Genomic DNA, 12,505 nt, shown 5'->3' with positions numbered 1-12,505 from the left:
ATTTTTTCATTTTTTGGCCTCCTGCAGTTCGAGGACTGCATCTCTCTCTACCCATTCACCAACGCCGTCCTGGACGATTTCACGTATGGTGATGGAGTTCTCATTGACGTTTTTGATCTTGCCGTAGTTCTGCCCCATGTACATGCCCTTGTTGACCTGATAGATCAGGCCATCCACCTTGACCAGGCCTACATCTGCACTGCCTTTTTTGAGAAAACCCACCATGGAGATGCCATCCAGCGGAAATGACTCCAATTGCTCCTTGCGACGGGCTCGCTCTGGTGCAACCAGCGCATCGGAGATCGTAGGCGGCGCACTGCCGCTACCGCGCAGGACGGCAGCCAGTCGCTCCTTGCTGAAAGGATCCAAGGTGGTCGCCGCCACATATGCCTGTGGCACAAACTCCTTGGGAGGAGCGATGGGCTTTACAGACGGTCTGGTTGCCGCTTGTTCCTGCTGCATCCATGTGTGGAGATTGTCGCTTTCATCATCGCACGCAACGAGTAAAGACGCAGTGGCAACGCCCAAGAGAAGCTGAGTAAAACGATTCATTCCGCCCCCTTATTTCTTGGCCTTGGTCTTGGCATCCTGCTGCTCCTTGAGCTCTTGCGGATCCAGATAGCGGAAAGTACGGGCAGTAGCATCGAGCACCAGCATGTCAGAGTCCTTGTTTGCAGGTGCCAGTCCAATATTGTTCAGCGTCACGATGCGCGAGAGGTTCGCAATATCGGCAGCAAAAAAACCGATATCGTGGTATTTGCCATTCACCTTGATTGAAATTGGCAACTCTGCATAGTAATCCTTCACCACCGTTTGCCCGGGCTTGAACAGATCAAACTGCAGGCTGCGACCAATACCCGCCTGATTGATATCGGACAGGAGAGCGGCCATTTCAGCCTTGCTGGGCAACTGCTTTTCGAGCTGCGTCACATATTGCAATACCTGCTCGCGCTGCTTGCGCAGTGCATCCAGATTGACCGCCTTGCGCAAACGCGATTTGTAGTCGTCCTTGAGCTGCAATTCCTTGCCTTGAGAGGTTGTCAGTTCCTCATCGAAGTTGCTCAGATACAGATACCAGCCCAGACCCACGACCAGAGCGGCGATCACGATCAGCAGCATCCAGCGCGGGGCTGCGGGCCACAGCGAAGGATCCTTGGGATCCAGATTCTGGAACTGCCGCTGCAGATTATTGAATCCCTCTCCCAACTGCATATTCTTTTTGGTTGCCATGGCAGTCCCTATTTCTTTTGATCAGGCGAGGCATTCGCCTGTTCCATTTCACTGGAGCGGACCAGCCGGAAGCGAAGGTTAAAGCCAGATACCCGTTTCTTCTCTTTGGCATTGACCTGTGTCGTGGTGCCCACGACCTCCACCAACTCGGGCTTGGAGAGCCAGGGGGTTTTGGTGGCGAGGCTGTTGAGCAATTCCGACACCCGCTCATTGGACTGCGCAATCCCTTGAATCTGTACGGTTTGCTCCTGTTGCTTCAGGCTTTCGACATAGACGCCATCGGGCAATTGCAGCACCAGTTCATTGAGCAAATGCACAGGGAGATTGCGATCCGATTGCAGGTCTTCCACCGCCTTCTGCCGCGCCTTCAGCGCTGCGATTTCGGCGTCAATCTTGGCTACATCGGCGATCTTTGCATCCAAAGCTTTGATCTCGGAAGTCAGGAGCGCATTGCGCTGCTCCTGCTGGTCAAGGCTGTATTGGTAGAGCAGATAGATGGCACCACAGATGGCCGCGCCAAACAGCGCAGCAGCCAGCATGGAGACCTGAAAGCTCTCTTTGCGCTTTTTTCGTGCAAGCTCCCGGTGGGGAAGCAGATTGATCAAAATCACGCTGCATACCTCCGCAGAGCCAGACCGCAGGCCGTCAGATAGGTGGAGAAATCCTTGGTTTTGCTGCGCGAGCGAACCGCCGCATCCATCACCATTTCTTCAAACGGGTTGGCCACGGACGTCGCAAAGCCTGTCGCGTCAATCACTGCATCGGTCAGGCCGCTGAGAACCGCAGAGCCGCCCGCCAGCAGAATGTGGTCGATTCTGTTGTGCGGCGTGCTGGTGAAGAAGAACTGCAGCGCGCGGTTGATTTCCTGCCCCACGCTCTCCACAAACGGACGCAGCACCACAGTCTTGTAATCGGCAGGCAGGTCGTTGTTGCGCTTTTTCTGCTCGGCCTCCTCTTGCGAGAAGCCATACTGCCGCATGATCATCTGCGTGAGTTGGCCGCCGTTGAACGACTGATCGCGCTCATAGATCACATTGCTGTTGTGGATGATCTGTAGAAAAGAGGCATTGCCGCCAATTTCAAAGATGGCGATGAAGGCATCCTTGCCCTTGCTGGGCATATTGCTGATCAGACGGCGTGCTGCCAGCGCCGTGGCGTTCGATTCAATCTCCAGCACGGCGGGTTTGAGCCCTGCCGCTTCCGCCAGGCCCTGACGGTCCTGCACCGTTTCCTTGCGGGCAGCGGCAATCAGCACGTCCACGTCTCCCACGGAGTTGGCGGATGGCCCGATCACACAGAAGTCCAGATTCACCTCATCCAGGGAAAAAGGTATGTATTGGTTAGCTTCTGATTCAACTTGAAACTCCATTTCCAGCTCGGACAGGCCGGCGGGGAGCACAATTTTCTTCTGGATGACTGCAGAAAGGGGAAGCGCCAGCGCAGCCTGTTTGGTGCGTGTACCGCTTTTTTTGACGAGGCGGCGCAACGAATCAGCGACCTCATCAAAACGCTCAATGCCTGACTCGGTGACCCAGCCAGGCTCCAGTAGCTCTTGTGCACAGCGTTCAACCACATATTGACCGCCGCCACTCCTCCCTAGTTCAACCAACTTGATGCTCGACGCGCTCACGTCAATGCCTAACAGGCTTGGCGGCTGGCGTCGGAACATAGATCCCATTGAGACCAAGATGGACTCCTCCCTTATTTTTGCTCTATGTTGAGCTACAAAACTTAACACCCTCTATGGATGCTATCAGCAAGATAGTCGCGCAGCAAAGAACGGCGTGATCTGCATTTCAATTCGTTGTCAAAACAATACGATACAAGGTATACATTGAAATTTAGATGACATTTGGCCCAGCCTAAATCACACCTGCCTGTGCAAGCGCGGCTATGCCCCGCGTGATAGGATTTCCCGCTTATGCATGCCTATCTTGACTGTCTGACCCAATGAATCCAGACGCCCCCCTCTCGCGCCGAACCCCTGAAAAGCCCCAACCCAGGCCCAGCAGCCTGGGCAGCAAGGTGCTCAAGTTCTTTGGCGGCCTGATTGCATTGTTCATTGCTCTGGCAATCGCTGCGGTCGCTGTCGTTGCTGTCGGCCTGGCCATGGCCTACCCCAATCTGCCCGATGTTTCGGAACTGGCCGACTACCGCCCCAAACTCCCCATGCGAGTCTACTCGTCAGAAGGAGCGTTGCTGGGCGAATTCGGTGAAGAACGTCGAAATTTGACACCCATCAAGGAAATTCCGAAGATCATGGTGGATGCCGTTCTTGCCATTGAAGACACGCGCTTCTTTGAGCACAACGGCGTCGACTACAAGGGCATGGCCCGGGCCCTGCTGGCCAATCTCGGAAGGGAAAAGGCCCAGGGTGCGTCCACCATCACCATGCAGGTGGCGCGCAATGTGTATCTGTCTTCAGAAAAGACCTATACCCGCAAGATCTATGAAATCCTGCTGACCCTGAAGCTGGAGCACACGCTCTCCAAGAACCAGATTCTGGAAATCTACATGAACCAGATCTACCTGGGCAACCGCGCCTATGGTTTCTCGGCAGCATCAGAGACGTATTTCGGCAAGCCGCTCAAGGACGTGACCGTGGCCGAAGCGGCCATGCTGGCCGGCCTGCCCAAGGCGCCATCGGCCTACAACCCGATCAGCAACCCCAGGCGTGCCAAGGTGCGCCAACTCTACATCATCGACCGGATGGAAGAAAACGGCTTCATTACCAAGGCGCAGGCCGACGAAGCCCGTGCCGAGAAGCTGCGCATCCGCTCCAGCTACGCCGACAACAAGGTGCATGCCGAATACGTAGCCGAAATGGCACGCCAGCTGATCTTTGCGCAGTATGGCAGCGAAGCCTATACACGCGGCCTGAACGTCTACACCACCTTGATCGCCAGCGACCAGGAAGTGGCCTATGATGCGCTGCGCAAGGGCATCATGGACTACGAAAAGCGCCAGCACTACCGGGGGCCCGAGAAGTTCATCAACCTGCCCAAGACCCAGCAAGAGCGTGATGACGCCATCGACGAAGCCCTGGCCCAGCACCCCGACAACGGCAACATTCTGGCGGCCGTCGTACTGGAAGCAACGCCGCGCAAGGTGGTGGTGACCCGCGCCGACGGCGACCCGATCGAGATTACGGGCGAAGGCCTCAAACCCGTGCAGTCCGGGCTGAGCGACAAGGCGCCACCCAACACCAAGCTGCGCCCTGGCGCCGTGGTGCGCATCATGGAAACCAGCAAAAAGACCTGGGAACTGACCCAGCTGCCCGAGGTGGAAGGGGCCTTTGTTTCGCTGGATCCGAACTCTGGCGCCATCAAGGCCCTGGTGGGAGGTTTTGACTTTGACAAGAACAAGTTCAACCATGTCACCCAGGCCTGGCGCCAGCCCGGCTCCAGCTTCAAGCCGTTCATCTATTCCGCCGCGCTGGAAAAAGGGTTTTCTCCGACCACGGTGATCAACGACGCACCGCTCACCTTCCCCGGTTCGGGCGGACAGCAACCCTGGGAGCCCAAGAACTCTGACGGCCGTTTCGATGGGCCGATGACCATGCGCCAGGCCCTGGCCCGCTCCAAGAACCTGGTGACCATCCGCGTCATGCAATCCGTGGGCGCCAAGAAGGCGCAGGAATGGGTCACCAAGTTTGGCTTTGATGCCGACAAGCACCCGCCCTATCTGCCCATGGCTCTGGGCGCGGGCGCTGTCACCCCCATGCAGATGGCGGCAGGTTATTCGGTATTTGCCAATGGCGGGCACCGCGTCAATCCGTACCTGATTGCCAAGATCACCGACCACCGGGGCAACGTGCTGTCTGAGTTCACACCTCCGGCGGTAGAGGACCTGCCCCGCGCCATCGATGCACGCAACGCCTTTGTCATGGATTCGCTGCTGCAGGACGTGGCACGCTACGGCACCGCCGCCAAGGCACAGGCCCAGCTCAAGCGCCCGGACATCTACGGCAAGACCGGCACCACCAATGACTCGGTCGACGCCTGGTTTGCAGGCTTCCAGCCCACCACGGCAGCGGTCGTATGGATGGGCTACGACAACCCGCGCAGCCTGGGCGCGCGTGAATTCGGCGGCGGCCTGAGCCTGCCCATCTGGATCAACTACATGCAGCATGCACTCAAAGGCGTGCCCGTGGCCCAGATGCAGCCGCCCAGCGGCCTGGTCAACCAGGGTGGCGACTGGTACTACGAGGAATATGCGCGCGGCGGCCCGAACCTGGGCCTGGATACCCCGATACCGGGTGCGACTTCGCCCGTGCCGGCGCCGAATGCGGAAGAGCGCAACAAGATCCTCGATCTGTTCCGAGACTAGAGATTCTCATGCCGACATAAAACAAGCCCCGCATCGCGGGGCTTGTTTTATGTCGCTATTGATTTTGTAGCTATAGGCGCAACCTCATCAAGCGCCAAACACCAGTTTCATGGCAGATTGTGCAGTCGCATCACGCGTCAGGTCGGCATAGAAGTCATTGCCGGTCTTCGTATCCTTCCACAGCTTGCCATCCCATTTGTAGTGATAACCGCCCGATTTGGCCGCCATCCATACCTCATGCAAGGGCGGCTGCAGGTTGATGATGATCTGGCTGCGGTTGGAAAAGGTCAGCGTCACCATACCCCCCACGCGCTGGGCGTCGATGTCAGCGTCGGTGTCGTCATTGATGCGGTCGCACGTCTGCTCGACGGAGAGCAACAGCTTTTCGGCAGCATCCAGGTATTCGAGTTCGTTCATTACAATGTCTCTATGCGGAGTATTTCTCAAATTGTATGCAAGGCCATTGTCCTTGCCGGCGGTGCGGCAGTCCTGGCGGCCTGCGGCCAAAAGGGCCCACTGTACCTGCCCCAGGAGCCTGCGGCAGCCAACCGCGCCACCCTGCCCCAAACCCTCGATCCGCGCGGAGAGACTCCCGAGCCCGATCTCAAGCCCCTGCAGCCCAACATCAGCAATCAAAAATAATAGCGCGCTGGGCCTGAAAAATGGGTGCCGTCGCCGCGCGCAGCTTCCAACCAGCAGGCAATTCAACCGCTTGGCCGTTACTTGATTCACATCAAGTCTCGCTCGTCCTGCATTCGCTACAGTGCAACGCGTTGTAACGAATGCATGGAAAAGAGATGGCGCTGGCACCTGTGGAACTGTACCGGGACGAGCACCACGCTTGTCTGATGTTCACCGATCTGGTGGAGGAAGATGCGCAGGCCGTACAAGCCAACCAATTCCTGATCGTGGACCATGGCACCGGTGCCATCATCGATCCAGGTGGCAATCTGGCCTTCAACGAACTGTACATGGGCATGGTGCGCTATTTTTCGCCCCACAAGCTCTCGTACCTGATTGCCTCGCATGCCGATCCGGACATCATCGCGTCGCTGGACCGCTGGCTCACCTCCACCAAGGCGTCGCTGGTCATCTCCCGCGTGTGGGAACGCTTCGTTCCGCACTTCACCAAGGTGGGCAAGACGGAAAACCGTGTCATTCCGGTGCAGGATGCCGGCGGCATTCTGCCCCTGGGCCAAAGCCAGCTGCATATCCTGCCCGCACACTTTCTGCATGCAGAGGGCAATTTTCACTTCTACGACCCGATCAGCCGCATTCTGTTCACCGGCGACCTGGGCGTCTCGCTGACTGACGGCTACATTGCCCGCACGCCGGTGACGGATCTCGCACCGTACATTGCGCGCATGGAAGGCTTTCACCGCCGCTACATGGTCTCCAACAAGGTGCTGCGCCTGTGGGTGGCCATGGCGCGCCAGCTGGAGATTTCTCTGATCGTGCCGCAACATGGCGCCCCCATCATGGGACAGGCGATTGCACAGTTTTTTGACTGGCTGGATCACCTCATGTGCGGTATCGACCTGATGGACAACCAAAGCTATACCCTGCCCCGCGCACCGATCTCGCCACAACCGGTAGCAGTGGCGCGTTGAGCCGTCAGCGCACTGCGGCCCGCAAGCGCCTGCGTTGCACCGCCCACACCACGCGCGCCATCAGCAGTGCAGCCAGTATGCTGCCGTACACCCACACGTCGCCAAAATGGTTCTTGCCCGCGCGCATCCACCAAAAATGCAGCACGCCCAGGATGGCGACGGCATAGACCGCGCGGTGCAGCTTCTGCCAGCGCCGGCCGCCCAGGCGTCGCACCAGGGCAGGGAGGGAGGTGACCGCCAGCACCAGCAAAACCAGCCACGCCAGGGTGCCCACCAGAATGAAGGGCCGCTTGGGCAGATCGGCAACGATGCCTGCCCAGTCCAGCCCCATGTCGAACACCACATAGGCCAGCCAGTGCAGCGTGGCATAAAAGAAGGTGTAGAGGCCCAGCATGCGGCGGTATGCCGCCAGTTGCGGCCAATGCAGCCACTGGCGCAGCGGCGTTACAGCCAATGCCACGCACAGAAAGCGCAACGCCCAGTCTCCCAGAGATCGCAGCAGTGCCTCGGCGGGGTTAGCCCCCAGTCCGTCCGTGGCGGCCAGATAGAACAGCCAGGCTGCAGGCAGCCAGCACAGCAGGTGCAGGGCCGTGCGAATGGCGGCCTTTGCAGCGGAAGATGACATCATTTGCTATGAATGAAGGAGTTGCAGCGCTTGCTGGATAATCCCTGGCGGCCAGTTTTCTCAGAAATTCTTCTTCAGATCCATACCCGCGTACAACGCTCCCACCTGCGCCTCGTAGCCATTGAACAGCAAGGTCTTGTGCCGCTTGGCAAACAGGCCGCCCTCGCCAATGCGGCGCTCGGTCTCCTGGCTCCAGCGCGGGTGCGGCACGCCCGGGTTCACATTGGAGTAAAAGCCGTACTCGTTGCGTGCCGCCTTGTTCCAGGCAGTGCCCGGCTCCTTTTCGGTCAGACGGATGGTGACAATGCTCTTGGCGCTCTTGAAACCATATTTCCAGGGCACTACCAGGCGCAGCGGCGCGCCGTTCTGCTTGGGCAGTTCGTTGCCATACATGCCAAAAGCCAGCAAAGCAAGCGGGTGCATGGCCTCGTCCAGACGCAGGCCCTCGGTATAGGGCCAGTCCAGCACACGGCTTTTGAGGCCCGGCATCTGCTTGTCATCTGCCAGGGTGACGAACTCCACATACTTGGCGCTGCCTTGCGGCTCCACCTGCGCCAGCAGCTTGGACAGCGAATAGCCAATCCACGGAATCACCATGGACCAACCCTCGACGCACCGCAGGCGGTAAATACGCTCTTCCATGGGGCTGAGCTTGAGCAGCTCTTCAATGCCAAAAGTCCTGGGCTTGTTCACCAGGCCTTCGACCTTCACCGTCCAGGGGCGTGTCTTGAGGCTTGGGGCATTGCGCGCCGGGTCTTCCTTCTCCAGACCGAACTCATAGTAATTGTTGTAGCTGCGCGCGTCGGTATAGGGAGTGAGGGGCTCCATGGTCATCGCCCCTGCAATGGTGGATTTTACCGATGTCATCGGCGCCAGCCCCTCCACCGCCTTGCCTTGCGCCCAGACGGCACTGCCAGTTGCTGCCATCCCACCCGCTGCGGCCAGGCGCAGCCACTGGCGGCGCTGCAGGTACAGACTCTGCGAAGTGATTTCGCTGCTGTTCGGGTGGATAAAACCGCTATCGTTGTCTTGTATCAGCATGGCGAATTCCTCAAAACGGTAGGCATTGGAGTTTGCCAAGAATACAAAAATTCCCCGCTCTGCACCCTGAAAATAAAAAAACTCCCCGCAGGGAGTCTTTTTGCCAAGCCCGGCCTTCTACAAAGTACCGTAGCTGTGCAGACCGGAGAGAAACATATTGACTCCGAGAAAGGCGAACGTTGTCACCACCAGCCCCACCAGCGCCCACCAGGCCGAGACGGTACCGCGCAACCCCTTGACCAGGCGCATGTGCAGCCAGGCCGCATAGTTCAGCCAGACGATCAGCGCCCAGGTTTCCTTGGGGTCCCAGCTCCAGTAGCCACCCCAGGCCTCGGCCGCCCACAGGGCGCCCAACACGGTGGCAATCGTGAAGAAGGCAAACCCGACGGCGATGGCCTTGTACATCAGGTCATCCATCACCTCCTGCCGGGGTGTGGCGCGGTTGATCCAGCTGCGTGCAGCAATCATCAGCGCAAAAAACACCAGAAGCGGTACGGCCATGCGCAAGGTCTTGTCGATGGCCGGGAAGAAATTGGGGTCGCCCGCCAGGCGGAAAGCTCCAAGCGGCAGCACCAGTACCAGCACGGGCACCAGCACCAGGCCCACCCACAGCGCGCGCTGGGTAGCCGATTTGAGCAGATACGCCAACGCCACCATGGCAGCCAGTGCAAACGTGCCATAGCCCACAAAGTTGGCCGGTACGTGCAGCTTCATCCACCAGCTCTTGAGAGCCGGCACCAGTGGCTGGATTTCGTGCGCCTGGCGCACCACGGTGTACCACAGCAAAAAGCCCACGGCAGCGCTCACCACCAGCATCACAAACGCGCCCAGCGAGCGGGTGCGGTAGTGCTGCTCGAAATACAGGTAGAAAAGCGCCGTCATCCAGGCAAACAGCACGAACACCTCATACAGGTTGCTCACCGGGATGTGACCGATGTCCGGCCCCATCAGATAGCTTTCGTACCAGCGCGCCATCGTGCCCACCAGGGCCATGGTTACCGCCAGCCAAGCCAGACGCGTGCCGATCACCGACAGCGCCGAGCCTTCACCCCTGGAGAACATGCCGATCCAGTAAAAGATCGTGCTCATGAAGAACAGCACGCTCATCCACAGAATGGCCGACTGGCTGGAGAGAAAGTACTTGAGGCCGAATACCGTCTCCGAGCGCGCAAGCTGGCCCGCACCGTCCACCCGGTACAGGCCGATCGCCAGCAGCGACAACGCTGCCACCGCCACCATCAGCAGTTGCAGCGGCCGCCAGAACCAGCCCAGCCAGATGAAGAATGGCACGCTGGCCACCAGAATGCCTTTTTCGTAGACGTCCATGTGATGGCCATACAGGAACAGGGCATAAGCACCACCTGCCGCCAGAGCAAGGGCAAACAGCCAGTCCCACAGAGAGCGACCGCTGAAGTAGCCTTCGCTCAGCTGCACGGTTTTGACCACATTGCCTGCAGGCGGCTGCTGCACGCCGGTTGTCGCGGTATTCATCACTGGCCTCCCACAGGCTTGACGCCCAACAATTTCTCACTCAGCCCTTCAAACTCGCGGTCCACATCCATGGTCTTGCGGTTGGTGGACAACGCCATGCGCGCGTCCGTGCTGCCATCGGCCCGCGGAGCCAGCCATACCCAGACACGCCGGTCTCGCACATACAACATGGCGAACACCCCGAGAATCAGGAACAGGCAACCCAGGTATACCACCAGCTTGCCCGGCGCCCTGGCCACTTGAAAGACACTCGCCTGCACCTGCTCGAAATTCGTCAACTCAAACACCACGGGCTCGGGATACAGCTGCACATCGCTGAGCGACAGCACGGCCTGGGTCATGAACTTCTGCGTTTTCTCGTCTGCCGCCAGAGGCTGCAGGCCATCTGCAGCGCGTGCAGACTGCATCAGCTCAAACAACACGCCGTTGAGGATGCGCACCAGCACCTCGCTGGCCTTGGGGCGCTCGGCCTCGGGCACATTCTGCTCCATGAAATCCGAAATCGCCTGCAAACCCGCGACCCGCTCGCCCTTGTCATTGGTAGCACCTGCAAAGATCGTCAATGCCTTGAGGGCGGAAGCATGCAGTTGCTCGCGCAACTCTGCCCGATCTGGCGCCACCGAAGCCTCCACATACCGGCCCACTGCGGCTTCACGCATCGCCGGGTCCTGCAGGGCTGTTTTCAGGCGCATGAAGCCGCGCCAACTGCTCTGGTCATCCGCAGGCACACGCAGATAGCGGAACTGGCCTGCCAGGGTATCGCGCACCCCCCACAGAAATACGGGCTGGCCATCACCCGTATCCACGGGCAGCATGTAATTGTTGAACTCGCGCGCCTGGCCGGATGCGTCGCGCAGTTTGTAACTGACACTGGGCCCCACGTTGCGCAACTCTTTGGGTGTGAGCACCTTGTTGCCCGCCCCCAGGTGGTTGTCCAGGGTCGATTTCAGATCCACCTTGCGCACATCGATAGCGCCTTCACTGTCCTGGCCTTCGCCATTGCCGCCCATGTTTTCCACATTGATGGTGCGCAGCCCGGTGAATTCCAGGATGAGCGGGGGCTTGCCCTCGCCGGTATTGATGGAGGTGGAGCCGCCCACCTCGCCCTGAATGTCGAAGCTCTTGAAGCCTGCCGCCAGCGGCACGGCCCGCAATGAAAGGCGCGAGCCGCCGTCGTCAAAGCTTGACTGGTAGATTTCGATGCCCTTGAAGCTGGCCGGGTGGTTGACTTCAATGCGCTTTTCGACTTTTTCACCAGTTTCTTTGTCGTGGATCACTACATCGCTTGCAAACAGCTTGGGCATGCCGGTGGAGTAGTACTCGACGATGAATTTCTTGAGCTCGACCGCGAATGGCAGCTCCTGCAACAGGATGCCATCCGACTGGCTGAGAATGGCGGTGTCGGACTGCGTCCCCTCGGCCACCATCAGATTGCCGCGAAATGTGGGGTTGCTGGTGGACAGGCGGTGCTGCGGCGCCACTTCCGCGACCAGGCCTCCGCCGGTATAGACAGACTTGCCACCCAGCAGCATCTGCGCACGCACGATCAGATCGCCATCCAGCAAGCCGCCCAGGCAGATCAGCACGATGGAGCTGTGCGCTGCCAGGTACCCGATCTTGTTGGCAGCGCCAGCCTTGGCAGCCACCATCCAGCCTTCGTGGCCAGCACCCGTGCGCTCCTGCAGTCGCACCTTCCAGCCGCTCCCCGCCAATTGCTGGCCCACACGCTGCGCAGCCTGTGCCGGAGTTTCAGCCAGATGCGCCTGTGCCTTGTGGTGAAAGGCCTGCAAGCTTTGCACACGCACATTTTCCTTGTAGTTGCGCAGATCCGCCAGGTATTTGGGCGCGTGCTTGGCGATGCACAGGCTGGTGCTGGTCACCAGGAACGCCAGAATCAGCAGAAACCACCAGGCGCTGTAGACCGCATTGAGCTTGAGCGCCATGAACAGTTGCGACCAGAAAGGGCCGAACTGGTTGACGTAGTTGGCTGCAGGCTCGTGCTGGCGCAGCACGGTACCGATGACAGAGGCAATGCAGATCACCGTCAGCAGGGCAATCGCAAAGCGCATGGAAGAGAAAAGCTCGTACAGTGCACGCCCTTGAAGACGTGGCCTGGGCGCATGCCCCTGCACAGAAGAGAGTTCAGACATGTATCAACAACGCAATCGGTACAAAAGCA

General features: G+C 59.1%; 12 protein-coding genes. 3 read left to right on the top strand and 9 right to left on the bottom strand.

Going from position 1 to position 12,505, the window contains the following annotated elements; all coding sequences use genetic code 11:
* Nucleotides 1-6 precede the first annotated feature (6 nt).
* From ABIE32_RS07480 to ABIE32_RS07465, 4 genes are all read right to left on the bottom strand, one after another.
* The gene (locus tag ABIE32_RS07480; RefSeq protein WP_429015031.1) at nt 7-462 is read right to left on the bottom strand and encodes a pilus assembly protein PilP; all 456 of its coding nucleotides are present in this window, start codon (nt 460-462) and stop codon (nt 7-9) included.
* 99 nt (nt 463-561) lie between these two features.
* Complete coding sequence (locus tag ABIE32_RS07475; protein ID WP_429015030.1) at nt 562-1,230, bottom strand: type 4a pilus biogenesis protein PilO; 669 nt, start codon at nt 1,228-1,230, stop codon at nt 562-564.
* 8 nt (nt 1,231-1,238) lie between these two features.
* Nucleotides 1,239-1,841, bottom strand: coding sequence for a PilN domain-containing protein (locus tag ABIE32_RS07470; protein WP_429015029.1), 603 nt, complete (start codon nt 1,839-1,841; stop codon nt 1,239-1,241).
* Complete coding sequence (locus tag ABIE32_RS07465) at nt 1,838-2,908, bottom strand: pilus assembly protein PilM (RefSeq protein ID WP_429015027.1); 1,071 nt, start codon at nt 2,906-2,908, stop codon at nt 1,838-1,840. The genes ABIE32_RS07470 and ABIE32_RS07465 overlap by 4 nt, the downstream gene beginning before the upstream one ends.
* 272 nt (nt 2,909-3,180) lie before the next feature.
* On the opposite strand from ABIE32_RS07465, the gene ABIE32_RS07460 reads away from it, so the two are divergent.
* Nucleotides 3,181-5,559 (top strand): penicillin-binding protein 1A, encoded by a 2,379-nt coding sequence (locus ABIE32_RS07460; protein ID WP_224150247.1) that lies wholly within the window; start codon nt 3,181-3,183, stop codon nt 5,557-5,559.
* 87 nt (nt 5,560-5,646) lie between these two features.
* Here the strand turns inward: ABIE32_RS07460 and cyaY are convergent, their stop codons facing one another.
* Nucleotides 5,647-5,976 (bottom strand): iron donor protein CyaY, encoded by a 330-nt coding sequence (gene cyaY, locus ABIE32_RS07455; protein ID WP_224150248.1) that lies wholly within the window; start codon nt 5,974-5,976, stop codon nt 5,647-5,649.
* Nucleotides 5,977-5,988: 12 nt separating this feature from the next.
* Between cyaY and lptM the strand changes: the two genes are divergently transcribed.
* Together lptM and ABIE32_RS07445 are read left to right on the top strand one after the other, a co-directional pair.
* The gene (gene lptM / locus ABIE32_RS07450; RefSeq protein ID WP_224150249.1) at nt 5,989-6,201 is read left to right on the top strand and encodes an LPS translocon maturation chaperone LptM; all 213 of its coding nucleotides are present in this window, start codon (nt 5,989-5,991) and stop codon (nt 6,199-6,201) included.
* A 155-nt stretch (nt 6,202-6,356) separates the two neighbouring features.
* A complete protein-coding gene (locus ABIE32_RS07445) occupies nt 6,357-7,169 on the top strand; it encodes an MBL fold metallo-hydrolase (protein ID WP_429015026.1) in 813 nt (270 codons plus the stop codon).
* A 4-nt stretch (nt 7,170-7,173) separates the two neighbouring features.
* Here the strand turns inward: ABIE32_RS07445 and ABIE32_RS07440 are convergent, their stop codons facing one another.
* The 4 genes from ABIE32_RS07440 to ABIE32_RS07425 all read right to left on the bottom strand — a co-directional run bounded on the left by ABIE32_RS07440 (nt 7,174) and on the right by ABIE32_RS07425 (nt 12,476).
* A complete protein-coding gene (locus ABIE32_RS07440) occupies nt 7,174-7,794 on the bottom strand; it encodes a sulfite oxidase heme-binding subunit YedZ (protein ID WP_429015025.1) in 621 nt (206 codons plus the stop codon).
* Nucleotides 7,795-7,854: 60 nt separating this feature from the next.
* Nucleotides 7,855-8,835, bottom strand: a complete 981-nt coding sequence (msrP, locus tag ABIE32_RS07435) for a protein-methionine-sulfoxide reductase catalytic subunit MsrP (RefSeq protein WP_429015023.1) — start codon at nt 8,833-8,835, stop codon at nt 7,855-7,857.
* Nucleotides 8,836-8,952: 117 nt separating this feature from the next.
* Nucleotides 8,953-10,326, bottom strand: coding sequence for a c-type cytochrome biogenesis protein CcsB (ccsB, locus tag ABIE32_RS07430; protein ID WP_429015022.1), 1,374 nt, complete (start codon nt 10,324-10,326; stop codon nt 8,953-8,955).
* Complete coding sequence (locus tag ABIE32_RS07425) at nt 10,326-12,476, bottom strand: cytochrome c biogenesis protein ResB (RefSeq protein ID WP_429015020.1); 2,151 nt, start codon at nt 12,474-12,476, stop codon at nt 10,326-10,328. Before ABIE32_RS07425 ends, ccsB begins: the two co-directional genes overlap by 1 nt.
* Between the last annotated feature and the right edge of the window lie 29 nt (nt 12,477-12,505).

The sequence above is a fragment of the Comamonas sp. 4034 genome (assembly GCF_050434545.1).
In the GTDB taxonomy this organism is placed as follows: Bacteria; Pseudomonadota; Gammaproteobacteria; order Burkholderiales; family Burkholderiaceae_C; genus Comamonas; species Comamonas odontotermitis.
The sequence above is the reverse complement of the archived record's forward strand: the minus strand, read 5'-3'. Positions and strand labels throughout refer to the sequence as shown.